At 66.3% G+C, this 26,282-nt stretch carries 21 protein-coding genes; 8 read left to right on the plus strand and 13 right to left on the minus strand.

Annotation, left to right across the window (positions count from 1 at the left end; all coding sequences use genetic code 11):
• Position 1 precedes the first annotated feature (1 nt).
• The 5 genes from EJ903_RS04915 to EJ903_RS04935 all read right to left on the minus strand — a co-directional run bounded on the left by EJ903_RS04915 (position 2) and on the right by EJ903_RS04935 (position 4,377).
• Positions 2–838, minus strand: coding sequence for a DotU family type IV/VI secretion system protein (locus EJ903_RS04915; RefSeq protein WP_126612714.1), 837 nt, complete (start codon positions 836–838; stop codon positions 2–4).
• A 23-nt stretch (positions 839–861) separates the two neighbouring features.
• Positions 862–2,223 (minus strand): type VI secretion system baseplate subunit TssK, encoded by a 1,362-nt coding sequence (gene tssK, locus EJ903_RS04920; protein WP_126612715.1) that lies wholly within the window; start codon positions 2,221–2,223, stop codon positions 862–864.
• Between the two features lie 64 nt (positions 2,224–2,287).
• Positions 2,288–2,872 (minus strand): hypothetical protein, encoded by a 585-nt coding sequence (locus tag EJ903_RS04925; protein WP_126612716.1) that lies wholly within the window; start codon positions 2,870–2,872, stop codon positions 2,288–2,290.
• 135 nt (positions 2,873–3,007) lie between these two features.
• A complete protein-coding gene (locus EJ903_RS04930; RefSeq protein WP_126612717.1) occupies positions 3,008–3,571 on the minus strand; it encodes a helix-turn-helix domain-containing protein in 564 nt (187 codons plus the stop codon).
• A gap of 149 nt (positions 3,572–3,720) precedes the next feature.
• Positions 3,721–4,377, minus strand: a complete 657-nt coding sequence (locus EJ903_RS04935) for a TetR/AcrR family transcriptional regulator (protein WP_246015195.1) — start codon at positions 4,375–4,377, stop codon at positions 3,721–3,723.
• A 91-nt stretch (positions 4,378–4,468) separates the two neighbouring features.
• On the opposite strand from EJ903_RS04935, the gene EJ903_RS04940 reads away from it, so the two are divergent.
• Both EJ903_RS04940 and EJ903_RS04945 read left to right on the plus strand, forming a co-directional pair.
• Complete coding sequence (locus EJ903_RS04940; protein ID WP_246015197.1) at positions 4,469–5,626, plus strand: efflux RND transporter periplasmic adaptor subunit; 1,158 nt, start codon at positions 4,469–4,471, stop codon at positions 5,624–5,626.
• Positions 5,623–8,748: an efflux RND transporter permease subunit gene (locus EJ903_RS04945; RefSeq protein ID WP_126612718.1), complete on the plus strand. Its 3,126-nt coding sequence runs from the start codon at positions 5,623–5,625 to the stop codon at positions 8,746–8,748. The genes EJ903_RS04940 and EJ903_RS04945 overlap by 4 nt, the downstream gene beginning before the upstream one ends.
• Before the next feature lie 56 nt (positions 8,749–8,804).
• Here EJ903_RS04945 and EJ903_RS04950 read toward each other — a convergent pair whose 3' ends face one another.
• A complete protein-coding gene (locus tag EJ903_RS04950; protein ID WP_126612719.1) occupies positions 8,805–9,242 on the minus strand; it encodes a response regulator in 438 nt (145 codons plus the stop codon).
• A 311-nt stretch (positions 9,243–9,553) separates the two neighbouring features.
• Here EJ903_RS04950 and EJ903_RS04955 point away from each other — a divergent pair, with 311 nt between their 5' ends.
• Both EJ903_RS04955 and EJ903_RS04960 read left to right on the plus strand, forming a co-directional pair.
• The gene (locus tag EJ903_RS04955; protein WP_417281842.1) at positions 9,554–10,180 is read left to right on the plus strand and encodes an SRPBCC family protein; all 627 of its coding nucleotides are present in this window, start codon (positions 9,554–9,556) and stop codon (positions 10,178–10,180) included.
• 144 nt (positions 10,181–10,324) lie between these two features.
• Positions 10,325–10,705: a c-type cytochrome gene (locus EJ903_RS04960; protein ID WP_126612721.1), complete on the plus strand. Its 381-nt coding sequence runs from the start codon at positions 10,325–10,327 to the stop codon at positions 10,703–10,705.
• 103 nt (positions 10,706–10,808) lie between these two features.
• On the opposite strand, the gene pepN is transcribed toward EJ903_RS04960, so the two are convergent.
• The gene (gene pepN, locus EJ903_RS04965; RefSeq protein WP_126612723.1) at positions 10,809–13,466 is read right to left on the minus strand and encodes an aminopeptidase N; all 2,658 of its coding nucleotides are present in this window, start codon (positions 13,464–13,466) and stop codon (positions 10,809–10,811) included.
• 196 nt (positions 13,467–13,662) lie between these two features.
• On the opposite strand from pepN, the gene EJ903_RS04970 reads away from it, so the two are divergent.
• Positions 13,663–14,229: a TetR/AcrR family transcriptional regulator gene (locus EJ903_RS04970; protein ID WP_126612725.1), complete on the plus strand. Its 567-nt coding sequence runs from the start codon at positions 13,663–13,665 to the stop codon at positions 14,227–14,229.
• Positions 14,230–14,310: 81 nt separating this feature from the next.
• Here the strand turns inward: EJ903_RS04970 and EJ903_RS04975 are convergent, their stop codons facing one another.
• Positions 14,311–17,277: a methyl-accepting chemotaxis protein gene (locus EJ903_RS04975; protein ID WP_126612727.1), complete on the minus strand. Its 2,967-nt coding sequence runs from the start codon at positions 17,275–17,277 to the stop codon at positions 14,311–14,313.
• Positions 17,278–17,545: 268 nt separating this feature from the next.
• On the minus strand, positions 17,546–18,025 hold the full coding sequence (locus tag EJ903_RS04980) for a winged helix-turn-helix transcriptional regulator (RefSeq protein ID WP_126612729.1): 480 nt from the start codon (positions 18,023–18,025) through the stop codon (positions 17,546–17,548).
• Between the two features lie 142 nt (positions 18,026–18,167).
• Here EJ903_RS04980 and putA point away from each other — a divergent pair, with 142 nt between their 5' ends.
• Both putA and EJ903_RS04990 read left to right on the plus strand, forming a co-directional pair.
• On the plus strand, positions 18,168–21,302 hold the full coding sequence (gene putA / locus EJ903_RS04985; RefSeq protein WP_126612732.1) for a bifunctional proline dehydrogenase/L-glutamate gamma-semialdehyde dehydrogenase PutA: 3,135 nt from the start codon (positions 18,168–18,170) through the stop codon (positions 21,300–21,302).
• 207 nt (positions 21,303–21,509) lie between these two features.
• The gene (locus EJ903_RS04990; RefSeq protein WP_126612734.1) at positions 21,510–23,573 is read left to right on the plus strand and encodes a hypothetical protein; all 2,064 of its coding nucleotides are present in this window, start codon (positions 21,510–21,512) and stop codon (positions 23,571–23,573) included.
• 2 nt (positions 23,574–23,575) lie between these two features.
• Here the strand turns inward: EJ903_RS04990 and EJ903_RS04995 are convergent, their stop codons facing one another.
• The 3 genes from EJ903_RS04995 to EJ903_RS05005 all read right to left on the minus strand — a co-directional run bounded on the left by EJ903_RS04995 (position 23,576) and on the right by EJ903_RS05005 (position 24,519).
• Positions 23,576–23,836 (minus strand): hypothetical protein, encoded by a 261-nt coding sequence (locus tag EJ903_RS04995; protein WP_126612736.1) that lies wholly within the window; start codon positions 23,834–23,836, stop codon positions 23,576–23,578.
• A 6-nt stretch (positions 23,837–23,842) separates the two neighbouring features.
• Positions 23,843–24,178 (minus strand): hypothetical protein, encoded by a 336-nt coding sequence (locus EJ903_RS05000; RefSeq protein ID WP_126612738.1) that lies wholly within the window; start codon positions 24,176–24,178, stop codon positions 23,843–23,845.
• Between the two features lie 128 nt (positions 24,179–24,306).
• The gene (locus tag EJ903_RS05005) at positions 24,307–24,519 is read right to left on the minus strand and encodes a hypothetical protein (RefSeq protein WP_126612740.1); all 213 of its coding nucleotides are present in this window, start codon (positions 24,517–24,519) and stop codon (positions 24,307–24,309) included.
• Positions 24,520–25,117: 598 nt separating this feature from the next.
• Here EJ903_RS05005 and EJ903_RS05010 point away from each other — a divergent pair.
• Positions 25,118–25,333, plus strand: coding sequence for a hypothetical protein (locus EJ903_RS05010; protein WP_126612742.1), 216 nt, complete (start codon positions 25,118–25,120; stop codon positions 25,331–25,333).
• Positions 25,334–25,348: 15 nt separating this feature from the next.
• Here EJ903_RS05010 and EJ903_RS05015 read toward each other — a convergent pair whose 3' ends face one another.
• Positions 25,349–26,158 carry a transglutaminase-like domain-containing protein gene (locus EJ903_RS05015; protein ID WP_126612744.1) on the minus strand — a complete coding sequence of 270 codons (810 nt, stop codon included), beginning with the start codon at positions 26,156–26,158 and terminating at the stop codon, positions 25,349–25,351.
• Between the last annotated feature and the right edge of the window lie 124 nt (positions 26,159–26,282).

Below are 26,282 nucleotides of genomic sequence, written 5' to 3' on the forward strand. Positions count from 1 at the left end.
CCTACCTCCCGTTCACGTCGCGCCCGGCCTGCTCGATGCGCAGAAGGGCGTCGTTGAGGTCGGCGGTGAGCGAGATCCACAGGGCGTGGCTGCTGACCAGGAAAAACAGAAAGACCACCGCCATCACCATGTACCAGGGGCGCAGATGCGGCAACCGCACCGCCCGCCCCCGTTCGATGAGATGGCCGTAAGCCTGTTCGAAGACAGGTCCCCCCTCCCGCGCGATGGCCGGATCCTCGCGCGCGATGATGCGCGACAGAGCGGTGCGGTAGTTGGCCAGTTGGGCGTCATCCTCCGCCCGCCAGCAACGCCCCCGGAAGCCCAGAGCCAGCGCCACGAGATAGATGGTCGCCAGATCGGAGGACGCGCGCGGCCCGTCGGCCAGCAGGGCGTCCAACCGCTCGAACACCCGTTCCCCGGCCACCCGGGTGCCGAACAGGGCGGTTTCCAGCAACCGGTCCTGCCAGATCGTGCGCCCGTCCCAATGGACCCGCAGCAGCATGGTTTCATCGGCCAGCGCGGCCATGACGTATTGCGCCTCGTGGTACAGCGCCTCGCCATAGGCACCGCCCCAATGACGGGCACGCACCGCCTGCGCCTCCAGCAGGGTGCGCAGGCGCTGGTGGACCAGCCCGGCCAGATCAACCGGGGTCAAGCCCTCCCCCGCCCCGAGACGCCCGGCGGACAGGGCGTATTTCAGGCGCAGCAGCTCGGCAAAGAAGTCGCCGAACTGCGCCAGCAGGGTGTCGCCGCCCCGGTTGCCCATCAGCAACGTGGCGACGGCGGATCCTGCGTCCGGCGTGTCGGCGTCGTCTTGACCTTGGTCCGGCCTGCGCACGGGCGGTTCCTCCCTGCCTGCGATCAGGCGGACGCACCCGCCGGGCGGCTGCCCGACGGTGCGACGAACAGGGCGATTTCCGAGGGGCGACGACCGCCGTGGCGTTCGTTCGGGTTGGCGATCTCCAGCACCTGACCGGCTTCGAGGAAGGCGGGGTCGGCGGTGATGCGGAACAGCAGGACGCCACGTTCGGGCGTCACTTCCAGCCGGTCATCGCGCTCCACCCGCGCGCGCGCGGCCCCGCGCAGGCGGCGTTCGCGCAGAACCCCCATCGTCCCGGTCGACGCGATCAGGCTGTCGGTCATCCAGCTTTCGGCCTCCGCCTCCGTCTGGCCGGGGGCGAGGCGGACGCCGACCAGCAAACCGGTCGCCCCCTCCAGCCACGGGGTTTCGATCTTCAGCCGGAATCCGGCCTCATCGACGGCAAAACGGATGGTGGCGTAGCTTTCGCTGACCGTGTCGATCATCCGTTCGATGAAATCGATCACCGGGCGCAGCGACCCCAGCGGATCGGCGTGATCGTACCGGTCGAACAGCGGGGGCAGCAGGCCCGGCCCCAGGGTGGAGACATGCCCGGCCACCGCGCACAAGGCGCCGTGCAAGGCAAAGGGATGCAGCGGTCCGGCCCCCAGCAGCGCTTCCAGCGGCGGCAGCCCGGCGACCATGCATTGCACGGCGTGACGGCTGTCGGCCAGCATCGCCGGTTGCATCGCCCCGCCCGGTGCCCGCATCCGCCCAGCCAGGAAGGACGCCTTTTCGCGCAGGCGCTTGGCCAAAGCCCGTCCGGCATCGACCAGGGCCGACTCCGGCCCCGCCGCGCAGCAGGGGGGGTGATAGTCGGTGAGCTGGAAGGATTCGTTGCGGTAAACGACCCGGGCGATGGGGATGGCCGTGTATTTCTGCGGCACCTCCTCCCCGATCAGCAGGATCGGGCGGGGTTGCAGGCGCGGCATCGACTGCTCGTTGTCGCCGGTGTTCTCATCGACCGCCGGAGCACCATCGACCGAACGGAAGCGCGCCAGTTCCCCGCCCGCCGCCGAACCGGGTTTGTAGGCCGGAACCGCGAGATGGATGGTGGCGGGCGCGTCCTTCAACGCCTCGGCGTGAGGCACGAGGCTGAGTTGCAGATCCCCCGCCCCCTCCGCCGGATGGGTCACGATCAGCCCGTCGGGCAGCACCGCGTCCAGCGCCAGCACGCGGAAGATGCCCACCACCAGCGTCGCCGGATCCACCTTCAACCGTCCGACCCCGTAATGGAACGGGGACAGGCGGGCCATGTGGTAGTGCTGCACGGCGTCCTGACGCAGCCACGCCTGTTGGAAATGCTGCGGGGTCAGCAGCATGCCCTCGTACCACTGGATCGGATCGGGGGGTGGGTGGCTCATGCCGTCTCGACTGTTTTGATGCGTATTTTATGGATTGGCGAAGGTGAAGATTTGGTGTGTGCGATCAGGAGGGCGGCGGGGCCGACACCGTGAAGTCCTTTTCCCCCAACCGCAGCAGCACGGTGGGCAGACCGTCAATACGGGCGCGGTGCGGGCCAGGGGTGTCGTAGCTGGCGAACAGAAAGGCCCCGACGGCGTTGGCACCGCGACCGCTGATGATGTGCTGCGGCCCGCGCTGCCCGGGCATCACCTCGAAGGACAGCACCTCGATCCCGGTTGGATTCGCCAGCTTCAACTGGTCACGATTGCGGAACCAGGCGGCGGAGGCCAGATCGAGGAAGGAAGCCAGCAGCGGAGTTTCGTAGACCAACACAAGGTCAACCGCGACGGCGTTGTCGGCGTTGGCGTTGGGGGCAACCACGAATTGGATGGTTTCCGTCTTGATCCGGGGCTCGGAGGTCGAGCATCCGGCCAGGAGCACGACCGAGGCCAACACGACCCCCACCGTCCCCCGCGCCCAACGCCCCAGCGCCAGAGCCGAACCGTCGGTCCCGTGGACCGCCCGTCGGATTGCGGCGTGAACCTCCAAGCGTTCCTCCCCCCTTGCGCGGGTTTCCCGACCGATCACCAGCCCCGGCATGCGGCTCATCCGGGACGCCAAGGCTAGGGAAGAACGCGCGAAGAGTCCATGGCCGCCAGCAATTTTTCGCACCCGGATTTTCGCGTGGGAGTTTACCCCGAGTCGCCGCAACCGAAAGGCGGCATGACCGGATCGTGAACGGCATCAGCCGCGAGAAAACTTGCGCAACAAGGACTTGATGGAATCGAAGAGCCGCTCGCCCAATCTCTTGTGCTGTTCTTCGATGTTGGCGACGAGTCGCAACTCCAGGTCGTTCATCGCCTGTTTGCGCGCCGCTTCGGCGGCCACCAGTTGATCCACGCGATGCATCAGCGCGCGGTTCTGCGCCACCAGATGCTCCAGCAAAGGAGCGGGCGACTCGGGAGCCATCGGACGCGGTGGCGCTGTTTGGGGAACGAGGGCTGTGTGCGTCCCCTCCCGCACCGTGTCTCCCGTCTGAGGGGACGACACCAGGGTCACGCGGATGGGCAACGGGGTCAAAGGCGGGGTCGCCATGTCATCGCCATCCAGCCAACGCGACACCACGGCGTAGCTGATGTTCAGTTCATCGGAGATGCGGCGGTAACTCCACCCCTGTTCGCGCAGGCGGATCACCAGGGCGCGGCGCTCCTCCTCCTTCAAACGGCGGTTGGCGCTTGCCGGCAAACGGGCGTTCGCGTCGGGCATCCCGGCAACGACCCGCATGTACCCGCCGTCGCCCCGTTGCATCCCCGCACCCCTCCGTCGTCACCGCTCACCCGACCGTGCCTTCGCACAGCTCGGGAATCGGTGCTTCGCGTTGTCCGGCCAACAGTCTAGCGCGATTCACGCGCCGGACACCAGACTCCCCGGTTGGACACCGATCAACGCACCGGCGATCAACGACCGGGTGCCACGCCCCGGATAAACAGATCAACCGCCTTGGCGACAAAGGCGCTGCGCTCCTCCGCCGTCGGGGAGGGGGCGAGGCTGACCGCCATCAGGCAGTACGGCCCGCCTTGCATCGCGGCCAAGAACTGTCGGGCGGCGAAAGCGGGATCGTCGACCGCAATCAGTCCACGTTGGGTCAGGCGCTCGAACAGCGCCACCAGAACCGCTGTGCCTTGCTCCGGTCCGGCCTTCACGAACAGGCGGGCGGCTTCGGGCACGCGCTGCGCCTCGCCCATCACCGATTGATGGACCCGGATCGCCGCCTCCGACCAGATCAGTTCGACAAAGCGGGTCCCGACTCGGATCAGCACCTCACGCAACGGCAGGTCATCGAAGCACTCCGGTGAAAAGCGCATACCATGCCGTTCGCATTCGTTGGAAATCGTCGCCGTGTAGAGATCGTCCTTTGACGGAAAGCGGGTGTAGAGCGTGGTTTTGGACACCCGCGCCCGCTGCGCCACCAAATCCATCGAGGTGGCGGCATAGCCCAACTCCAGGAAAATGTCGCGGGCGGCCTCCAGGATCTGGGCCGTTTTGGCGTCCTTCGCCGGGGCCTCCGTCACCATGGTCCCCGAGGGCTGGGCCGGGTCGTTTTCTGACTGCACTGAACTGTACCGTTCACACTTGACGAGAATGGGTCTCAGGGGTAGGAGTCTATCAGTACGATACAGTTCAGTCCAGCGGGAGCTAACGGCGATGGCCAGTCGGGTGATGTCCAGCCAGGGAATGCCCTATCGCGGCAAGCGGATCATCGGGCGCGGGTTCGGGGGAGCGGTCGGGGGAGCGGTCGGCGCGCTGCTGCTGGCCGCCAGCCTGAGCGGCTGCAACGAATCCCAGTCGGCCACACAGCCGGAGGTGCAAATCCGCCCGGTGCGCGTCGCCACCGTGGCGCTGGAACCCGCCAGCGACAGCGTGCGCTACCCCGCCGTGATCCGGCCACGGGTGGAGGCCGACGTCGGTTTCCGCGTGGCGGGCAAGGTGGTGGCCCGCACGGTGGAGGTGGGATCCCGCGTGGAACCCGGCATGGTGCTGGCCCGGCTGGACCCGACCGATCTCGATTTGCAGATTCGGGCGTCGCAGGCGCAACTCGCCTCCGCCCAATCCGACGCGGAAAACGCCCGCAGCGATTTTTCCCGCTACGCCACCCTGCGCCAGGGCGAATGGACCACCCGCCAGGAGTACGACCGCCGCAAGACCGCGCTGGACAAGGCCGAGTCGAAAGTGCGCGAGGTCGAGGCGCAATTGCGCGTCCTCAACAACGCGTCCCACTACGCCACCCTGGTGGCGGACGAGGCGGGCGTCGTCACCGCCGCGCTGGTCGAGCCGGGTCAGGTGGTGGCGCAGGGGCAAACCGCGCTGCGCGTCGCCAAGCTGGGCACGGTGGAGGCGGTGGCCAACATCCCCGAACAGCAGGTCGGCACCCTCACCCAACGCAACCTGTCGGTGGAGCTGTGGGCGCAGCCGGGAACCGCGATCGCGGGCAAGCTGCGCGAAACCTCGCCCAGCGCCGACCCCAACACCCGCACCTTTCAGGCCAAGATCACCCTGGCCAACCCGCCGCCGGGCGTGCAACTGGGCATGACCGCCACCGTCACCGCCACGCTGGAGCGCGGCGGGCTGGTGGCGCGTCTGCCGATCAGCGCCCTGACCCAGCGCGACCAGAAACCCGCCGTCTGGGTGGTGGGCAGCCCCAACGACACGTTGGAACTGCGCCCGGTCGCCATCGCCGCCTACGCCGGGGATCTGGCCATCGTGGCCGACGGGCTGAAGGCGGGTGAGCGGGTGGTCACGGCGGGCGTGCACAAACTCGACGCCGGGCAGAAGGTCCGCGTCTGGACGGAGCCGACGCGATGAACCACCACCGGGGCAACCTGTCCGCCTGGGCGCTGTCCCACCGGACGCTCGTGCTGTTCATGATGCTGGCCAGCGTGTTGGCTGGCGCGCTCGCCTACAAGAATCTGGGCCGGGCGGAGGATCCGTCCTTCACCTTCAAGGTGATGGTCATCCAAACCCAATGGCCGGGGGCCACCGCGCGCGAGGTCGAGCAGTTCGTCACCGACCGCCTGGAAAAGAAGCTGGAGGAGGTCCCCTATTACGACCTCACCCGCAGCTATTCCAAGCCCGGCGAGTCGGTTATCTTCGTCCAGCTGAAGGATTACACCCCGCCGAAGATGGTCCAGGACCTGTGGTATCAGGTGCGCAAGAAGATCGGCGACATCCGCTACACCCTGCCCGACGGGGTTCAGGGGCCGTTCTTCAACGACGAGTTCGGCGACGTCTATTCCGCCATCTACGCCTTCATGGGCGAGGATTTCACCCCGGCCCAATTGAAGAAGATCGCCGATCAGGCCCGGATGCGGCTGCTGAAGCTGCCCGGCGTGGAGAAGGTGGAGGCCATCGCCCCGCAGGAGGAGCGGATCTACGTCGAGATCTCCAGCCAGCGGCTGGCCAGCTTCGGCCTGCCGGTGGATGCGGTGATCCAGGCGCTTCAGCGCGAAAACGCCGTCGCGGCGGCGGGCGACGTCGACACCGGGTCGCAGCGCGTCTTCGTCCGCGTCGATCTGGGGCTGGAATCGGCCGAGGCCGTGCGCGCCATCCCGGTGGAGGTGAACGGGCGGATGCTGACCATCGGCGACGTGGCCGAGGTCAAGCGCGGCTACGTCGAACCCCGCCGCTACACCCTGCGCTACAAGGGGCGCGACGCCATCGGCCTGGGCGTGGTGATGGCCAAGGGCGGCAACGTCCTGCGGCTGGGCGAACAGCTCGACCACGCGATGGAGGCGATCAAGGCCGAACTGCCCGCCGGGCTGGAGGTGGCGCAGATCTCCGACCAGCCGCGCGTCGTCGAGCATTCGGTCGGCGAGTTCATGGAGTCGCTGGCCGAAGCGCTGGCCATCGTCATCCTGGTCAGTCTGGTCAGCCTGGGCTGGCGCACCGGCATCGTGGTGGCGCTGGCGGTCCCGCTGGTGCTGGCGATGACGCTGGTGGCGATGCAGATCATGCACATCGATTTGCAGCGCATCTCGCTGGGCGCGCTCATCATCGCGCTGGGCCTGCTGGTGGACGACGCCATCATCGCGGTGGAGATGATGGTGGTGAAGATGGAACAGGGCTGGGACCGGCTGAAGGCCGGGGCCTTCGCCTACCAATCCACCGCCTTTCCCATGCTGAGCGGCACGGTGGTGACGGCGGCGGGCTTCGTCCCGGTCGGCTTCGCCGCGTCGGCGGCGGGTGAATACACCAACTCGATCTTCTGGGTGGTCGGGCTGTCGCTGATGCTGTCCTGGATCGTGGCGGTGATCTTCACCCCCTATCTCGGCTACATGCTGTTGCCCAAGCCCAAGCATGTGATCGCCGAGGGGCATGAGCTGGAGATCTACAACACGCGCGGCTACCGCATCCTGCGGTCGATGATCGCCGCCTGCGTGCGGGCGCGCTGGCTGACCATCGCCGTCACCATCGCCGCTTTCGTCACGGCGCTGGTCGGTTTCGGCCATGTCCAGCAGCAGTTTTTCCCCAGCGCCAGCCGCCCGGAACTGCTGATCGACATCCGTCTGGCCGAAGGCTCGTCCTTCGAGGCCACACAGGCGGAGGTCCGCAAGATGGAAGCCCTGCTGGCCAAGGATCCCGACGTGGATTACTGGGTGGCCTACACCGGCGGCGGCTCCCCGCGCTTCTATCTGCCGCTCGACCAGCAACTGACCACCGCCAATTTCGCCCAATTCATGGTGATGACCAAGGGGCTGAAGGAGCGCGAGGTCTTCCTGAACCGGGTTGAACCGACGCTGGAGGCCGATTACCCCGCCGCCCGCGTGCGCATCAGCCGGTTGGAAAACGGCCCCCCGGTCGGCTATCCGGTCCAGTTCCGCGTCACCGGCGACGATCCGGCGGTCATCCGCAAGATCGCCTATCAGGTGCGCGACACCATGCGCGCCCATCCCCACACCGCCAACGTCCATTTGGATTGGGACGAGCTGTCCAAACGCGTCCGGCTGGAGGTGGACACCGCCAAGGCCCGCGCGCTCGGCGTGACCAAGCAGGATCTGTCCAACGCCCTGCAACTGCTGCTGAACGGCATGACCGTCACCCAGTACCGCGAGGGCACGGAGCTGATCGGCGTCATGCTGCGCACCACGCCGGAGGAGCGCAGCGACCTGTCGAGGCTGGGCGAGTTGAACGTGCGCACCAGCCGCAACACCGCCGTTCCCCTCAGCCAGATCGCCAGCGTGCGCTATGAGCTGGAGGAGCCGGTGCTGTGGCGGCGGTCGCGCGAAACGACGATGACGATCAAGGGCGACGTCACCGGCGGCCTGCAAGCCCCCGTGGTCAGCACCCAGTTGAACGCCGAACTGAACGCCCTGCGCGCCACCCTGCCCGACGGTTACGCCATCGCCATGGGCGGGGCGATCGAGGAAAGCGCCAAGGGCCAGGATTCGATCAACGCGATGATGCCGCTGATGCTGCTCATCATGGTCACGGCGCTGATGCTGCAACTGCAAAGCTTCTCGCGCGTGTTCCTGGTGCTGCTGACGGCCCCGCTGGGGTTGATCGGGGTCACGGCGTCGCTGCTGCTGTTCAACCTGCCTTTCGGCTTCGTCGCCATGCTGGGGGTGATCGCGCTGGCGGGCATCATCATGCGCAACTCGGTCATCCTGGTCGATCAGATCGAGCAGGACATCCGCAGCGGCAAGGGGCGTTGGGAGAGCGTGATCGAGGCGACGGTGCGCCGCACGCGTCCCATCGTGCTGACCGCCGCCGCCGCCATCCTGGCGATGATCCCGCTGACCCAAAGCGTGTTCTGGGGGCCGATGGCCGTCGCGATCATGGGCGGTCTGGCCGGGGCCACCGTGCTGACCATCTTCTTCCTGCCCGCCCTCTACGCGGCGTGGTTCCGGGTGCCGCGCGTGGAGCGGGAGACGGTGGAGGAGGACCAGGGACTCGGCGGCGCCATTCCAGACGGCGCGCTGGGCGACTGAGTCAACGGAAAGGGGGCCACACAGCGCCCCCTTTCTTGTGTTCCGGTGACGGCGGGTTAGGCCTGTTCGCGCTGTTGCAGGACGAAGGTCAGCCGTTTGCTCAGATCCGCCTTGGACACCGGCTTCACCATATAGCCGGTGATGCCATAGGCGATGGCGCGCTTGACCACCTCCGCCTCCCGGTGACTGGTCAGCACGATGACCGGCAGTTCAGCCAACGGGTTGCCGGTGGCGGTGCGCAGCGCGTGCAGCAGGTCCAGCCCGCCCATGCGCGGCATTTCCAGATCGCAGATCGCCACATTCACGTCGTGACCGTTCTTGCGCAGCACATCGAGCGCCTGGACGCCGTCCGCCGCCTCGAACACCAAACGCACCCCAAGATCGTGCAGAAGCCGGGCGATCAGCTTGCGGGTGAAATCCTCGTCCTCGATCAGCAAAACGCCCAAGTCGGCGATGGACCGGATCCGACGGCCACCGTTTGCTTCGATCCCCATTCCGCACCTCCCCGTGCGCGGCGCGTCGCGCGGCATATCGTTTGTATGGAAACTATCTTAGTGATTTCAGTGTCATTCTTACACTATTGACGATCCGTTAACGGAACTGTGATCCAGGCCCACAGACGCATCGCCCCACAATCGTCGGTGTGCGTCGTGGGGGCTGTCGCACCGACCACCGATCCCCTATCTTGTTGGCGGGCCGGAGGTCCGTCGCGCGCGGTTCGGGCGCGTGGGCTGGAACGGCACCCGACAGCGGCGACCAACAACCGCCAACGACAACAGGTTTGGAGGTAGGGCGAATCATGGACATGAGCGGAAGCCACCGGATCGAAGCCACGCGGGACCGCGTGTGGGCCGCGCTCAACGACCCGGAGGTGCTGCGCCAGTGCATCCCCGGCTGTGAGGAGGTCGTGAAGCAGTCCGACACCGAACTGACCGCCAAGGTGGTGGCGAAGGTCGGACCGGTCAGCGCCAAATTCTCCGGCAAGGTCACGCTGTCGGACCTCGATCCCCCCAACGGCTACACCATCACCGGCGAGGGGTCGGGCGGGGTCGCGGGCTTTGGCAAGGGCGGGGCCAAGGTGACGCTGGCCAGCGAGGGAACGGCCACCGTGCTGACCTACGCCGCGCACGCCCAGGTGGGCGGCAAGCTGGCGCAGATCGGTTCGCGTCTGGTGGACGCCACCGCCCGCAAGATGGCCGATGATTTCTTCACCCGCTTTTGCGCGCTGCTCGACAGCCCGGCGGAGAGCAGCCCCACCGAAACCACCGCACCGGCGTCCAGCGCCGACACGGCACCGGTTGCGGCCGCTCCGACGGCCAGCGCGCCGCGCGCAGGCGGATACGCCGCACCGGCGGGAAGCGGGTTCTATCTGCCCTGGGCCGCCATCCTCGTGGTGGTTGCAATGGTTGTGTATCTGGCCAGCGCCCATTGAGGCGATGAGGGCCGGAGCGGGCTGTAACATGGGTCGGCAGCGACATGTTGGGGGGTTGGCCTGCCCCCGGGAATGTGTATTCTGCCGCGCGATTCCGGTCGGCGCGCTGATCGTCGGCCATCACATCGGAAGGGAAGCCGAGGAATGAAGAAGCATCTGATGGGCGCGGCCCTGGTCGCCGCCGTCGTCATGGGCGCGGGTGCCGCGCAGGCGGGCGACGCCGCCGCCGGCAAGGACGTGTTCAAGGTCTGCATGGCCTGCCACACCACCGAACAGGGCAAGAACAAGGTCGGTCCGTCGCTGTTCGGTGTCGTTGGCCGCAAGGCCGCCTCGATCGACGGCTTCAAATACTCGGCCCCGATGAAGGAAAAGGGTGCTGCCGGTTACACGTGGACCGCTGACAACCTGAAGGCCTACATCACCGCCCCGAAGGAAATCGTTCCCGGTGGCACGATGGCCTTCGCCGGTCTGAAGGACCCGCAGAAGGTGGACGATCTGGTCACGTTCCTGGCCGAGCAGAAGTAACAGCCCTCCCGGCAACGGGTGCGCTGACAACGGGGCCGGAGGGAAACCTCCGGCCCCGTTTCGTTTGGTCATGAACCCGTGGGCTTGAACGCGCCGACGGGCGTCAGCCCGCCGCCTCCAGGCTCTTGCTGGCGATCTCGTACACGTCGGAGGAGAGGCCCGTCGTGCCGACGATCCGCTCCAACTCCGCCTTCATCAGCGCCTGACGGGCCGCGTCATAGCGTCGCAGACGGGAGAAGGGACCCATCAGGCGGGATGCAACCTGTGGGTTCATCGGGTCGAGGCGGAGGACCTGATCGGCCAGGAAGCGATAGCCCTCCCCGCCCGCCGCGTGGAAGCGCACCGGGTTGCCGTTGGCAAAGCCGCCGATCAGGGCATAAACCTTGTTCGGATTGCGGATTTCAAAGGCCGGGTGGTCCAGCAGCGCGCGCACCCGCGCCAGCGCGTCCGCGCGGTGGGACATCGCCTGCACGCTGAACCATTTGTCCACCACCAGCGGTTCGGCCTTCCAGCGGTTGTAGAAATCGGCGATGGCCTCCTCCCGCTCCGCCGCCGGGGAGTTGGACAGGAATTGCAGGGCGGCGATGACGTCGGTCATGCCGGTGGCCCCGTGATACTGGCCCAGGCACAGGCCCAGCGCCTCCGCATCCTCCGCCGCCATCAGATAGGCCAGGCAGAGATTCTTCAGCGCCCGCTTGCCGATGGCGGCGGCGTCCACCGAAAAGGCCCCCGGCGTGACGTTGCGGCGATGGGCGGCCAGCCAGTCGGCGCGCAACGCGGTCGCCAGCGTCTTGCGGGCGAATTCGCGCACCGTGTGGATGGCGTCGGGGTCGATGACCGCCATCTGGGTGCCGAGATAAGCCTCGGTCGGCAGCACCAGCGCTTGCGCGGCAAAGGCCGGGTCGCGGTCGGCGTCGGCCAGCACCGCCGCCACGGCGTCGACGTAGCTGTCGGGCAGGACCAGCGCCCGCCCGGCCTGCTGGTCGGCAACCAGCCCCAGCAGGATGCGCCCGCCCAAAATCTGCCCGGCCTCCCAACGGTTGAACGCGTCGCTGTCGTGCGCCATCAGGAAGGTGAGGTCGGCGTCCGACAGGTCGGAGGTCAGCTTCACCGGCGCGGAGAAACCGCGCAGCAGCGACGGGACCGGGCGCGCGGCCACATCCTGGAAGGTGAAGGTCTGGCTTTCGGCGGTGACGTGCAGGATGCGGCTGGTTCCCGCCGCCGCCGCCTCGCCCTCCAACCGCAAGGGCAAATCGGCCCCGTCCGGCCCGAGCAGGCCGACGACGACCGGGATGTGCATCGGCTGCTTGGTCGGCTGGCCCGGCGTCGGCGGCACGGTCTGGCGGATGGTCAGGCGGTAGGTGGCGGTCGCCGGGTCGTGGCGGCCGGTGACGGCCAATTCCGGCGTGCCCGCCTGCCGGTACCAAAGCTGGAATTGCGACAGGTCCACGCCGCTGGCGTCGGCCATGGCGGCGACGAAATCATCGCAGGTCACGGCCTGCCCATCGTGCCGGGCGAAATACAGGTCGATGCCCTTGCGGTAGTTCTCCGCACCGAGCAGCGTGTGGATCATGCGGATGACTTCCGCCCCCTTGTTGTAGACGGTCGGGGTGTAGAAGTTGTTGATTTCCACATAGCTGTCAGGGCGCACCGGGTGCGCCATCGCGCCCGCATCCTCCTGGAACTGCACGGTGCGCAGGCCCTGGACGTCGGCGATGCGCTTGACCGCGCGGGAATTCATGTCAGCGGAGAATTCCTGATCGCGGAAAACGGTCAGCCCCTCTTTCAGCGACAGTTGGAACCAGTCGCGGCAGGTGACGCGGTTGCCGGTCCAATTGTGGAAATACTCGTGGGCGACCACCGCCTCGATGTTCTGGAAATCCAGATCGGTGGCGGTTTCCGGCTTGGCCAGAATGTATTTGGTGTTGAAGACGTTGAGCGACTTGTTTTCCATCGCCCCCATGTTGAAATCGCCGACCGCGACGATGTTGAAGATGTCGAGGTCGTATTCCAGGCCATAGACCTCCTCGTCCCAGCGCATGGATTTGACGAGCGAGCGCATGGCATGGCCGATCTTGTCCTCGTTGCCCGGCTCGACATAGATGCGCAGGGTGACGTCACGGCCCGACGCGGTGCGGAACCGCTCCTCGCCATGCACCAGGGTTCCCGCGACCAGGGCGAAGAGGTAGCAGGGCTTGGGGAACGGATCCTCCCAGCGCGCCCAATGCCGCCCGTCGGCCAGATCGCCGGAGTCGGCCAGATTGCCGTTCGACAGCAGCACCGGATAGCGCGCCTTGTCGCCGGTGATGGTGGTGCTGTAGACCGCCATCACGTCGGGCCGGTCGAGGAAATAGGTGATCTTGCGGAAGCCTTCGGCCTCGCACTGGGTGCAGAAATTGCCGGAGGATTTGTACAGCCCCTCCAGCGCCGTGTTTTCCTGCGGCTTGATCTCCACCACCGTTTCCAGGGTGAAGGCGTCCGGCGTGTCGGTCAGGATCAGGTGATCGGGGGTCAGGGTGTAATCGGCGGCGTCCAGGGTCCGGCCATCCACCGCGACGGAGCGCAGAACCAGCCGCTGGCCGTCCAGCGTCAGGGCTTCGGTACCCGCGTCGGCGCGGTCGGGGTTGCGGCGGATCGCCAGCACGGCGCGGACGGTCGTGACGTCCTCCCCCAGATCGACGTGCAGATCGACGCGGTCGATCCGGTGCGCGGGGGGGCGGTAATCCTGAAGCCGGATGGCCTTCGGCGTGCCTTTGTCCATGATGCCCTGTCTCTTGCTTTTTGAAACGTTGGTCGCGGGGACTCCGTGGGCAGGGACTGTAGCAAGGGGAAACCGGGCTGTCCCGCCCCGCTTTTGGCAACAAAGCTGCAATCCGCCGACTGTTCGGGTATAGATCGTCCGCTCCATCCGGCGTTTCGGACGGGGTCTTGCGGGGGACAGGGAACGGATCGGCGGGATGGAAGCGAAAACAAAGACCAGGGACTCGTGGCTGACCGCCGCCTTTGCCGCCATGGCCGAGGGGGGCGTGGAGCAGGTTCGGGTGGAGTTGCTGGCGAAAAAGCTGAAGGTGACGAAGGGCAGCTTCTATTGGCACTTCCGCGACCGCACCGATCTGATGACCGCGCTGCTGGACAGTTGGAAACAGGGCCGCATCGCCGCGATCAAGGAGCAAACCCGGCTGGACGGGCGCGAACCCGCCCGCCAGTTGCATGACCTGCTGGCGCTGTACAGCGGCAACAACCCGCGCGGCATGGCGATCGAACTGGCGGTGCGCGACTGGGCGCGCCACGCCCCCGACGCCGAAACCGTGGTGGCCGAGGTGGACGGCGAGCGCCTGCGCTGCGTGGCCGATCTGTTCGTGGCGCTGGGGCTGCCGCCCGATCAGGCTTTCGCCCGCGCCTATCTCTTCTACGCCTTCGCCTTTGGCCAGGGGCTGCTGGCCCGCTCGACCGGGGCGGAACGGGCCGACGCGATCAAGGCGATCTGCGGCGCGGTGCTGGTCCCCGCCCCGACCGCCACCTGAGTCCGGACGCACCAGCGCCCCCGTCGCAGGAACGACAGGGGCGCTGGTGAACCGGTCCCAACCGGATCAGGCGCGATAGGATCAGGAGCGATAACCCAGGCGCAGCGATCCCCAATGGCGACCGCGCACCACGATGGGCGCATCAACCTCCTTCAGCCGCACCAACTGCCCGCCGCCCATGTCGCGGTTGTAGGCCTGCAACAGGAAGGCGCGGGTGTTGCGCGCCGCCGCCAACCCGGCACGGTCGGCGAAGACCCGGCGGTTGCGGCAATGCGCCGTGTTCCACACCACATCGCCCGGCCGTTGCGGTTCGGAATAGCGGGCGTTGTGGGTGGGCAGATAGCCGACGCTGTTGACCGCCACACAGAATTGGAAACGCGGATTCGACGACAGGATCCGTTCCTGCAAGGCCGGGAACAGCCGGTCGGTCAGGTCGGTGAAGGGGGCCATGAACTGTTCCGGCTCCGTGCCGGGGATGCTGGTCAGCTTGGTGGTGAACAGCGCCTCTTCGGTGATCTGGCCGTTGCGCAGCGCGTCGTCCAGCATCTTGGCCATCGACGCCGCCGCTTCCTGGATGGTGGTGATGAACGGGCGGTCGGTTTCGATCATGCGGTGATAGGCGTCCTCCAACCGGGCCGATTCCGCATCGGACAGCTTGGCGAAGGCCAGATGCAGGCCCAGGTCGCTGGTGCCGGCGATGATGGCGGGCAATTCCCCCGCGTCGCGCAGGATCACGCGGACCACGCTCTGTTCGGACAGGGTCGGCAACCCTTTGGTATCGACCAGCAGCCCGTCGATGGACAGATCGAGCATGGTCGCCGAGAACCGGTTGCTGCCCTGGACCAGCGTGATCGGCTCCTCGCACGGGATGCGGTCGGAGGTGCGGCGGTCGCCCGCCACCGATTGGCGCAGGGCGATGACCAGACGGCGCTTCAGGTCGGACACGGCGGATTGCGTGTCGCTCATGCGGCGGCTGACGTCGCGGGCGATGTCGGTGATCTCGTCGGTCTGGTCGCGGATGCTCACGACGTTGGCGGTCACTTGCGAGGCCCCTTCGGCGGAGTTGGTGGCGCTGCGCCCGATTTCGGCGTTGGCTGCCGCCTGCTCCTCCACCGCCGCCGCCGTGGCCGATGCCGCCTCGTCGATTTCCTGGATGACCGAGATCACGGTCTGGATGGCCGAGACGCTGCCCGTCACCGCCGCTTTCAACTGCTCGATCTGGCGGGCGATGTCGTCGGTCGCGCGCGCCGTCTGCCCGGCCAGATTCTTCACCTCGCCCGCCACCACGGCGAAGCCCTTGCCCGCCTCGCCCGCGCGCGCGGCCTCGATGGTGGCGTTCAGCGCCAGCAGGTTGGTTTGTCCGGCGATGTCGTTGATGAGGCTGGCGACTTTGCCGATTTCCTCCGTCGCCACCTCCATCCGGGTGATGGCCGACGCCGAATCCCGCGCGCTGTCCACCGCGCGCCGCGCCACCTCGCTGGAGCGCGCCGCCTGCCGGGCGATCTCGTGCCCGGCGGAGTTCAACTCCTCCGTCGCCGCCGCCACCGAGGAGGCGTTGGCGCTGGCCTGTTCCGACGCCGCCGACACCACCACGGTGTTTTCACGCACCACCGTCAGCGATTCCATCAGGTGGGTGATGCCGTCGCCCGCCCGCCGTCCGGCCTGATCCACGCCGATCCAGGTGGCGTCCAGATCGCTTTCGATGGCCTTGCAGGTTTCCAGCAGGGTCTGGCGGGTCAAATCCTTTTGCCGGATCTCGACCTCCAGCTTTTCATGCAGGCCATAGCCGATCTTGGCCTTCATCGCGTTCAATTCCGCCGCCACCCGCTTGAATTCGGCGATGCGGATCGGTTCGGCCGGGCTGAGATAGTCGCCCATTGCCACGCGACCATAGGTCTTTTCCAGGGCCACCAGCGGGCCGCGCACGGTGCGCAGGATCCGCCACGCAAACAGGGTGGCCAGCGCGCAGCTGATCGCGATGGCGGCCATCAGCTGAATGAAGCGCTCTTTGAAATCCGCCGCCGCCTTCTCATACTCCTCGCGCGCCACACGGATTTGCAGCTCCAGCAGCTTGTCGTTGACGTCGTGCAGTTCGGCGAACAGCGGCTTCAGCACCTTGCGGACGTGCAGTTCCAACGCCAGGGAGTTGCTTTCCTTGATGTGTTCCAGCGCCGGAAGGGTGGCGTCCTTGTGGAATTTGGCGCTCAACTCCTGATACTTCGCCGCAAGAATGGCTTCCTCCGGCGTCAGGTAGGTCGCCAAGTAATCCTTCAGCAGCTTGGCCATATATTCGATGTTTTCGTTGATCTCCTTGACCTGCTCCTTGACTTCCTTGTCGGGCATGCCGTCGCGCAGGCCGATGACCAGATCGGTGATGATCTGCTGGTTTTCGCGGGTGTGATTCAGGATTTCACCGATCTGATAGGCCGGAACCGTCCGGTCCTCATACACGGTGCGCAACGACTCGTTGGAATCGGACATGCCGCCCAATCCTAGCCCACCCGCCAGCAGCATAGCCAGGATCAGCACCGCGAACACAGCGGCGAGCTGACCGGCCACGCTGTGACGCACGGTGCCGACCACGCGGGCCATCCGGCTGCGCGGAACCAGTTCACCCTGCGTCAAGGACACCGGGGCCGACCCACTGCGCATCGCGGCGTAGAGTTTTTCCGCCGCCGCCACCTCTTCCCGCGTCGGCTTGGAACGGATGGAGATGTATTCGGTGATCTGTCCATTGGTCAGCACCGGAGTCACATTCGCTCGCACCCAATAGAAATCGCCGGACTTGGTGCGATTCTTGACCAGCCCCTCCCATGGGTTGCCGGCCTTGATGGTGGCCCACAGGTCGGCGAACGCCTCCTTCGGCATGTCGGGATGGCGGACCAGATTGTGCGGCGATCCGATCAACTCATGCTCGGCAAAGCCGCTGATCTCGACGAACGCCTTGTTCACAAAGGTGATGCGCCCACCCGTGTCGGTGCGAGACACGAGGGGAACACCATCCGACAGATGCACTTCAGTCGTGGTGATCGGCATGTTCACGCGCATGACCCTGGTCCACCTTGGTCGTTGCAACGAAAGTCAGCATCCAACAATTGGTCCAAAACGCAAAACCGTCCAGAAACAATATATCGTGGCCTACCAACCGGCGACGTACAGAAGCAATCGCCGTGCCGCAACCATTAACCAAGAATCGACGCCAAACTGGTTGATTCGCACGCGAAGAAACGGGTGCAGCGCGGAAACGGTCGCAATTTGCGTCGGGATTCGAAAACACGTCTGCAATTTGGGAATTTGTTACGATGCTGAACTGTCATCACCCATTCGATCCGCCCAGCGGGATCGCGGTCACGCTCTTGACTTCCTCCATCACCGCGTAGGTGTGGGTTTCGCGCACGCCGCGCGCAGTGGACAACAGCTCGCCCAGGAACAATCTGTATTCATTCATGTCCCGCACCCGCGCCTTGACGAGGTAATCGAACCCACCGGCGACCATGTGGCATTCCATGATCTGGGGCATCCGCAGCACGGTCCCCTTGAAGTCTTCGAAATTGTCCGGGGTGGTGCGGTCCAACACCACCTCCACGAACACCAGCATCCCGGCGTCCAACCGGTGGGGATCGAGCAAGGCGACGTAGCGCTGGATGACCCCGTCATTCTGCAGGCGCTTCACCCGCTCCAGACAGGCCGCCGGGCTGAGGTTGATCCGACGGGCGAGTTCGACGTTGCTGAGCCGCCCATCCTCCTGCAATTCGCGCAGGATCTTGATGTCGGTGGGGTCGAGCGAGCGTTCCATCCCATTCATCCAAATTTCATATGGTTTCTATCTTAGAATAGCACGAAAAATTCTGTTTTTCACCCTATCAAACGGACCATGATCGGTCAATTTATCACTATACTGAATTATCTTCACAACAGCCTGAGCGATGGATCTGACCATGCTTGCATCCGCCGAGTTCCCCGCCGTGCGTCCGGACCGTGCCGCGATCGTCGCCGCCTACCGCGCCGACGAGGCGCGGGTGCTCGATGGTCTGATCCAGATCGCCGCCCTGCCCCCCGACGCCCGCCGCCGGGTGCAGGACACGGCGGGTGGCTATGTCGCCAAGCTGCGCGAAACCCGCCCGCGCTTCGGCGCGCTCGACGCCTTCCTGCAGGAATTCGGCCTGTCCACCAAGGAAGGGGTGGCGCTGATGTGTCTGGCCGAAGCGCTGCTGCGCATCCCCGACGCCGAAACCGCCGATCTGCTGATCCGCGACAAGATCGGCGGGGCGGATTGGACACGCCATCTGGGCAAGGCCGACAGCCTGTTCGTCAACGCCTCCACCTGGGCCTTGATGCTGACCGGCAAGGTGGTGCGACTGGACGACGAGGACCAGCGCCAGCCCGCCGGACTGCTCGACCGGCTGGTCAGCCGCGCGGGCGAACCGGTGATCCGTCAGGCGATGATGCAGGCCATGCGCATTCTCGGCCGCCAGTTCGTCATGGGCCGCAGCATCGAAGAGGCGCTGGACCGCGCCCGCGACAGCGAAAAGCTGGGCTACCGCTATTCCTATGACATGCTGGGCGAGGCCGCCCGCACCCAGGCCGACGCCGACCGCTATCAGGAGACCTACGGCCGCGCCATCGAGGCCATCGGCAAGGCGCGCGGCAACCGTACCGTGCTGACCAGCCCCGGCATTTCGGTGAAGCTGTCGGCCATCCACCCGCGCTACGAGATCGCCCAGCAGGCCCGCGTGATGGCGGAACTGCGCCCGCGCCTGCTGGAGCTGGCGTTGAAGGCCAAGGCCGCCGGGATTCACCTGACCGTGGACGCCGAGGAGTCGGACCGGCTCGACCTGTCGCTCGACGTGATCGAGGCGGTGTTCAGCGACCCGGCCCTGAACGGATGGGAAGGCTTCGGGCTGGCGGTCCAGGCCTATCAGAAGCGCGCCTTGCCGGTCATCGAATGGCTGGGCAACCTGGCCGCGCGGGTGGGCCGCAAGCTGATGATCCGGCTGGTCAAAGGGGCCTATTGGGACAGCGAGATCAAGCGCGGCCAGGAACGCGGGCTGGACAATTACCCGGTCTTCACCCGCAAGGCGTCCACCGACGTGTCCTATCTGGCCTGCGCCCGCAAGCTGTTGAGCCGCCGCGACGTCTTCCACCCGATGTTCGCCACCCACAACGCCCACACCGTCGCCTCGGTGATGGAAATGGCGGGCGACCGCGTCGGCTATGAGTTCCAGCGCCTGCACGGCATGGGCGAGCCGCTCTACCACCAGATCGTCGGTCCCGACATGCCGGTGCGCGTCTACGCCCCCGTCGGCAGCCACGAGGATCTGTTGGCCTATCTGGTCCGCCGCCTGCTGGAAAACGGGGCCAACTCCTCCTTCGTCAACCGCATCCAGGACGAACAGGTGCCGATCGCCGACATCGTCGCCGATCCGGTCGCCCGCATCGCCGGTCTGGCGGTGAAGCCGCACCCGCGCATCCCGCTGCCCAAGGATCTCTACGGGGCCGAACGGCTGAACAGCCAGGGCGTCGATCTCAGCGACCCGCTGCTGGTCGGCCCGCTGCTGTCCGGCATGGCCGCGTCCTGGAGCAAGCCGTGGACCGGCGGCCCCATCGTCGGCGGCCACACCCCGGCGGGAACCGGCCGCCCCATCGTCGATCCGGCCAACAACAGCCGCGTCGTCGGCCATGTGGTGGAGGCCACGGCCGAGGATGTCGAACGCGCCCTGACGCTGGCCAGCGCCGCGCATCACGCCTGGGCCGCCCGCCCGGTGACGGAGCGCGCCGATTGCCTGACGCGCGCCGCCGATCTGATGGAGCGGGACCACCACAGCCTGCTCGCCCTGTTGACCCGCGAGGCGGGCAAGGTCCTGCCCGACGCCATCGCCGAACTGCGCGAAGCGGTGGATTTCTGCCGCTACTACGCCACCCGCGCCTGCGCCGATTTCCAACCGATGGTGATGCCCGGCCCGACCGGCGAGCGCAACGAGCTGCGCCTGACCGGGCGCGGGGTGTTCGTCTGCATCAGCCCGTGGAACTTCCCGCTGGCGATCTTCGCCGGTCAGGTCGCCGCCGCCCTGGTGGCGGGCAACGCCGTGATCGCCAAGCCCGCCGAACAGACCCCGCTGATCGCGGCGGCGGCGGTCAAGCTTCTGCTGGAAGCCGGTGTCCCGCCCGAGGTCCTGCATCTGCTGCCGGGCGACGGGGCCACGGTTGGCGGCAAGCTGGTCTGCGACCGCCGGGTGGCCGGTGTCGCCTTCACCGGATCGACCGAAACGGCGCACATCATCAACAAGACCTTGGCGACGCGCGGCGGGCCGATCGTGCCCTTCATCGCCGAAACCGGCGGTCAGAACGCCATGCTGGTGGACAACTCCGCCCTGCCCGAACAGGTGGTGGACGATGTGCTGACCAGCGCCTTCCGCTCCGCCGGTCAGCGTTGCTCGGCCCTGCGGGTGCTGTTCCTGCAGGACGGCATCGCCCCCAAGGTGATCGAGATGCTGAAGGGCGCGGCGGCGGAACTGCGCTTGGGCGACCCGGCCTTGCTCTCCACCGACGTCGGCCCGGTGATCGACGGGGAAGCTCTGGCGGTGCTGCGCCAGCATGTCGAGCGGATGAAGCGGGAGGCCGTCACGCTGTTCGAAGGGCAACTGCCCTATTCCTGCGCCCAGGGCAGCTTCCTGGCCCCGCACGCCTTTGAAATCGACAGCCTGGCCCAATTGCCGCGCGAGGTGTTCGGGCCGGTCCTGCACGTCATCCGCTTCAAGGGCGACCAGCTCGACGCGACGCTGGACGCCATCGAGGCGACCGGCTACGGCCTGACGCTGGGCGTTCACACCCGCATCGACCGCACCGCCCGCAAGATCGCGGAGCGGATGCCGGTCGGCAACATCTACATCAACCGCAACATGATCGGCGCGGTGGTGGGGGTGCAGCCCTTTGGCGGCGAGGGTCTGTCCGGCACCGGCCCCAAGGCGGGTGGCCCGCGCTATCTGGCCCGCTTTGCCGCCGAACGGACGCTGACCATCAACACCACGGCGGCGGGCGGCAACACCTCGCTGGTGTCGCTGGAAGAGGATTGATCGCGCGTCCGCGCAACACCGGGAAGGGGCAGAGCAACCAACGGACGCTCTGCCCCTTCGGCGCTTTTGCAACGGTTCCTGCAAAAACGGCGCAAGGGTGATCGGCTTTGGCCCAAGGAAAGCACCCCCTGTGATTTCCATCATTGAACCGCGTTCGTTGCCCGGTCCATAAAAGGTCTGGATTCGCCTTCAGCCGATTTGGGACGCATGCCGAGCACCGTCGCCCGTTCATCACGGTCATCCTTCCGCCACCGTCTGCGGAGCATGGCAGCCTGCGCGGCGTTGCTGGTCGGGCTTCCGTCCCTGGCCGGTGCCCAACCCGTTTCGCCTCCGGTGGTCGGGGCAACCCCGACCGTTGCCCCGGTCGTTGCCCCGGCGGCGCACAGCCGCCCCCCCGCGCCCCGGCACCGTCCGCCGCCCAAGACCTTTGTCTTTGACGAAAACAACCCGACCTGTTGGGACGGCGAAGCGGCGGGTCCGGCGATCCTCAGCGCGTTGGCCAATGGCGATGCCGGGTTCCAGGCGCTGGCGCGCGAACAACCCGAAGAGGCCTTCCGCTGCGCCAGCCTGTTCCCCAGCGCGACGGCGACCGCCATCCTGCACGAGGCGGTGCTTGCCGCCCCTTACGATGCCATCAGCGCCATTGACCAATTGTCGCTGCGCCCCGGCGGCGCGGCCATCATCGGGCGGGCCTTGACGCCCAGCCTGCTGGTGCGCTCGCTCGACACCGGGATGATCTTTTTCGAAACCCGACACGAGTTGCACAAGCTGATGCCACCGGACAATCTGATGGCGTTGGAGGTGCAGGCGCGCAAAGCCCTGACCGCCGCCTTCGCCAAGGATCCGGCGGGCCTGTCGGCCAAGATCGGCGCGCTGCTGGACGACATGACCGAGGATTCGGGGCGCGAGCGTTTCCGCATCGTCAATGGTTTGCCGATCCCGGTGCTGTTCGAAATGATCGCCCGCATCGGGCCTCAGCTTTACACCTCCTCCTTTGACGGCATTCTCGACATCCTGACCCTGAAACTGAAGATGGACCATCGGACCTTCTTCGATCTGGCCCGCGATCCGGCGGCCCACACGCTTTGGGGCGACTTCTTCGCCGCCGTGGTGACGAGCGGGCGGGCCGACACCTTGTTCGGTGCGATGGCGGGCAACGCCCGTGATCTGGCGCGCGGCAGCGTCCGGGCGCTGTTGGCCCAGGAAAGCCGCATCGACCCCCCCATCGCCGCCGGGGCGCTGGCCGACGCGATGGACACCAAGTCCGACGACATCCGCGCCGCGCTGGAAGATGAAGTGGCGGAGATTCATCGCACCACCCATCTGCCGCTGGTGCGCGCCACAACCGGCGTGGCCGGGGGCATCCACGCCGGACGGATGGGCACCCGACCGACCACACCGTCCTTCGCGGCGGAACGCTTCGCCGAACGTTACCCCCCGGTCCCGGCCCCGGTGTTGAGCGAGGACCGGCTGTTCCAGAATGGGATCAACGTTCAGCGGATGACCTTCTACAACGACCCGGACGGAAAATCGTCGTTCAGCGGCTTCATCAAGTCGCACCGCGCAGCGGGTTGGGCGATCGAGGAGTATCTGGGCTTTGTCGTCGTCACCAGCCCGGAGCGGGCCGGTCGGAAGATCATCATCGTCGCCGACACCCCCGACGGCGGCGAGAATGGCCGGATGGCGGTGCAGCTTTGGCTGCGCCACAAGAATCTCGTGCCCAGCGTGGTCGTGCATCGCGGCCACAGCTATCACGAGGAAGACACCATGCCGGAGATCTCGACGAACACAGCCTTCGTGTTCTGGGGGTCCTGCGGCGGGCAGTTGCGCCTGCGCGCCACGCTGGAACAGGCCCCGGACGCGTTGGTGCTCGCCACCCAGAACATCGGCACCGCGCTGGTGAACCAGGCCTTGTTGCGGACCATCGAAGACCGGTTGTTGATCGACGGGACCATCAACTGGACCAAGGTGTGGACCGACGCCGAGGCGAAAATCCGCGACCGCCGTTTCGCCGCCTATTCCCGGCCCGATCAGAACTCCACCCTGCTCGCCTTGCGCGCGTGGCGGATGCAGACGGAAGGGGTTCCGAAGCTGCTGCACGCCTCGTCAGCCCCCAAACCGTTGTCGGTCACACCTGCGTCTCTGACCGGCCCGGTTCCGACGCCGATCCCTCCCACCGCCTGGACGGCACCGCCACCACCGCGCGCGCGCGTCACCACCTCGACCGCCACCCTGCCGGACAGCCCGCCGACGGCACCACTCATGCGCTGACCTTATGGGAGCGCGTCAAGACGTTCGGCATCCTCCAATTCGGCACCGCTGACCGCAACCGCCTGCATCAAAATTCCGCTGGCGGGTGGTCCTGGCAACAGAATGACCGTCGACACCCGTCGGTAGGCGGGGAAGGACAAGCCTTCGATCAACTCCTCTTCAATCTCGACGCTGTAGACACCGGGCGGCTGGACCGCGTCCAGCCCCGTAAGGTGAAAAGGCTTGCTGAACGTGATCGTTCGCTGGCTTCTGCGGACCGGCATGGCGGGTCAGGCGCTCCTTTCCGGGTTGGACAACTGGTTCAAGGCTTCCTTGAGCCAAGGGGAACGGATCGTGCGGTCACGCTGCGCCCATGGCACGTTGGTCGCGTTTGCGGCCTCGTACAGGCGCTGGGCCAGCGTTTCGACGGCCAGTTGCCCGTCAAGTTGGCTTTCCCGCGCCACCCGTTCGCGCCCGCTGTCCAGACCCTTGATCCTGTATTGACGCTCGCCCAGTTCCGGCGGCAAAAGGCGTTCGATCCGGTGATCGCCAGGCGGTGCGCCGTGCTTCACCGCCGGTTCGGCAAAATGGACAATCTGTCCCACATGGTATTTGGGGCCATTCATGGCCTGTCTCCCATCCACCGCCGCCGCACAGAGCGGATCGCGTTGGAGCAGTTCGCGTGAAGCTGCTCAACAAATCAAAAACAGAGCGCCGCGCATTGTTTGGTATTTCAGACGCGATACTCTGTGGCTCACACAAGCCGGGATGTCCGACCGGCTTCCTCCTTCGGCGAAAGCGCTCCGAATCCGCTGTTCAGCCGCCCGGAGACTTCCAAATGGATCGCTGGCAACAACGCGTGCGCCAAAGCCCGCTTCTCGGGCGTGCCCGTCAGGGCCAAGTTCTCTGCGTTGATCGCCAGGGTGCGGAGATCCTCCACCCCCAGGCTCGGAAGGCGGTCGATCATGGTGACGGCCACGCTTGGGTCTGCGCTGCTGCGTCTGGCAACGGGCGTCCGCGCCGCCACCTTGGACGTCCTTGATGGGGCGGGTGCCGCTCCTCCAACGGTCTGCCAACCCGAAAACCATCCAACGGAAGACCGGCTGCCCATCGGGTGCGGGTTTGCATCACGCGCCAAACCCGCCGCTGCCGCCAGCTTTCCAGCGAGAAACGCAACATGCTCCCACTGGTCATCGTTGCCAGACGGAACGGGGGACCGGTCATGAGCGTCTGTCATCGCCAATTTGGTCTTTCTATAAAGATACAGTCACTATGATCCACAATCGATCAATTCCATAACTTTATCATACAGAACCACCCAAAAATATTTTCCGATGCATCATCGGGTTTGATCCAATGATTTTCTGAACGATGCCTGAATTTGGGAGTAGATTGGTTTACGATTTGGATGGGGAACGGATTGATGTCCTCCCGTTTTTTTCACTGTCGTCCTGATGTTCGCCGCCACTGGCAGGACGCAGGTGATTCATGATGCCCTCGCATCGCCGCCGGTTGCCGTTTGTTTTGGTGCTGCGGTCGCCACCGGGTTTGAAAGGTCCGTCCTGATGTTCGTCGTCGATAGCGCCATGGCTGCCGCGATCCGCACCGCCTACCTCGAAAACGGGGTGACGGCAGCCGTGCTGGTCCTGCGGCGTCACATTCCCGGTCTGGACAACGACGACGAGGCCGGACGGTGGGCGCGCACCATCGCGGGCTGGCCCATCCTGCCCCCCGATCTGCCCCCGCCCGTCAAAAAGCGGTCCCGCTCCCCCACCGCATAACCTCACCCGCTCCCCTCAGCCGGGAATCTCGTCGGTCCACACGCGGAATCCGGTCAGAGTGTTCGGGCCGAAGGTGTGGGTCAACGGCACATCGGCGGCGTCGCGGCCTTGGGCGATCAACACCCGTCCGATCCGGCGGGCGTTGTTGCGCGGGTCGAAGACATGCCAGCGCCCACCCAGATAGACCTCCATCCACGCCGCGAAATCACCGGCCGAATGGGGCGGCGGCGTGCCGATGTCGCTGATGTAGCCGGTGCAATAACGGGCCGGGATGTTCATGCAGCGGCAAAAGGCGACGGCGAGATGGGCGTAGTCACGGCACACGCCACGCCGCTCGGCGTAGGCCTGGACCGCCGTGCGGGTCGGGCGGGAATGCTCGTACCCGAACTGGATGTGGTTGTGGACGAAATCACAGATCGCCTGAACCCGCGCCCAGCCCGGCGGCGTGGTTCCGAACAGCCGCCACGCCTCGTCCGCCAACACGTCGGTTTCGCAATAGCGGCTGCCCAGCAGGAACAGCAGCACGTCCGCCGGCAGCTCCTCCACCTTGTGCTGCCCCGCGTCCGCCGCGATGAGGTCGGGTTGGCCATCGTCGCGGATGACGCTGTCGCTGGTCAGCGAAAACAGACCGGCGGGGGCCACCAGACGGCTGCACCAATTGCCGAAGCTGTCGCGGTAGCCCTGGATCGGCACCAGCGGGCTGGTGCGCACATGGTCGGGGCTTTCCAGCGCCGCCACCCGTGAATAATGCACGTTCAACAGCACGATCATCGGCGTCGGCGCGGCAAAGGAATAGGTCAACTCATAGCCCAAGCGAATGCGCATGGAGCGGTCTCCCAAAAAGGGCCGAAGCTGAAAGGAACAGGCGGACAGGCCACGGTCGCCGGGCGCGAACGCGGTGTGGGGGCCGGGTTGACGGGAACGCAGGGGGCGGACACGCCCCGAACGC

The organism is Azospirillum griseum (assembly GCF_003966125.1).
Taxonomy (GTDB): Bacteria; Pseudomonadota; Alphaproteobacteria; order Azospirillales; family Azospirillaceae; genus Azospirillum; species Azospirillum griseum.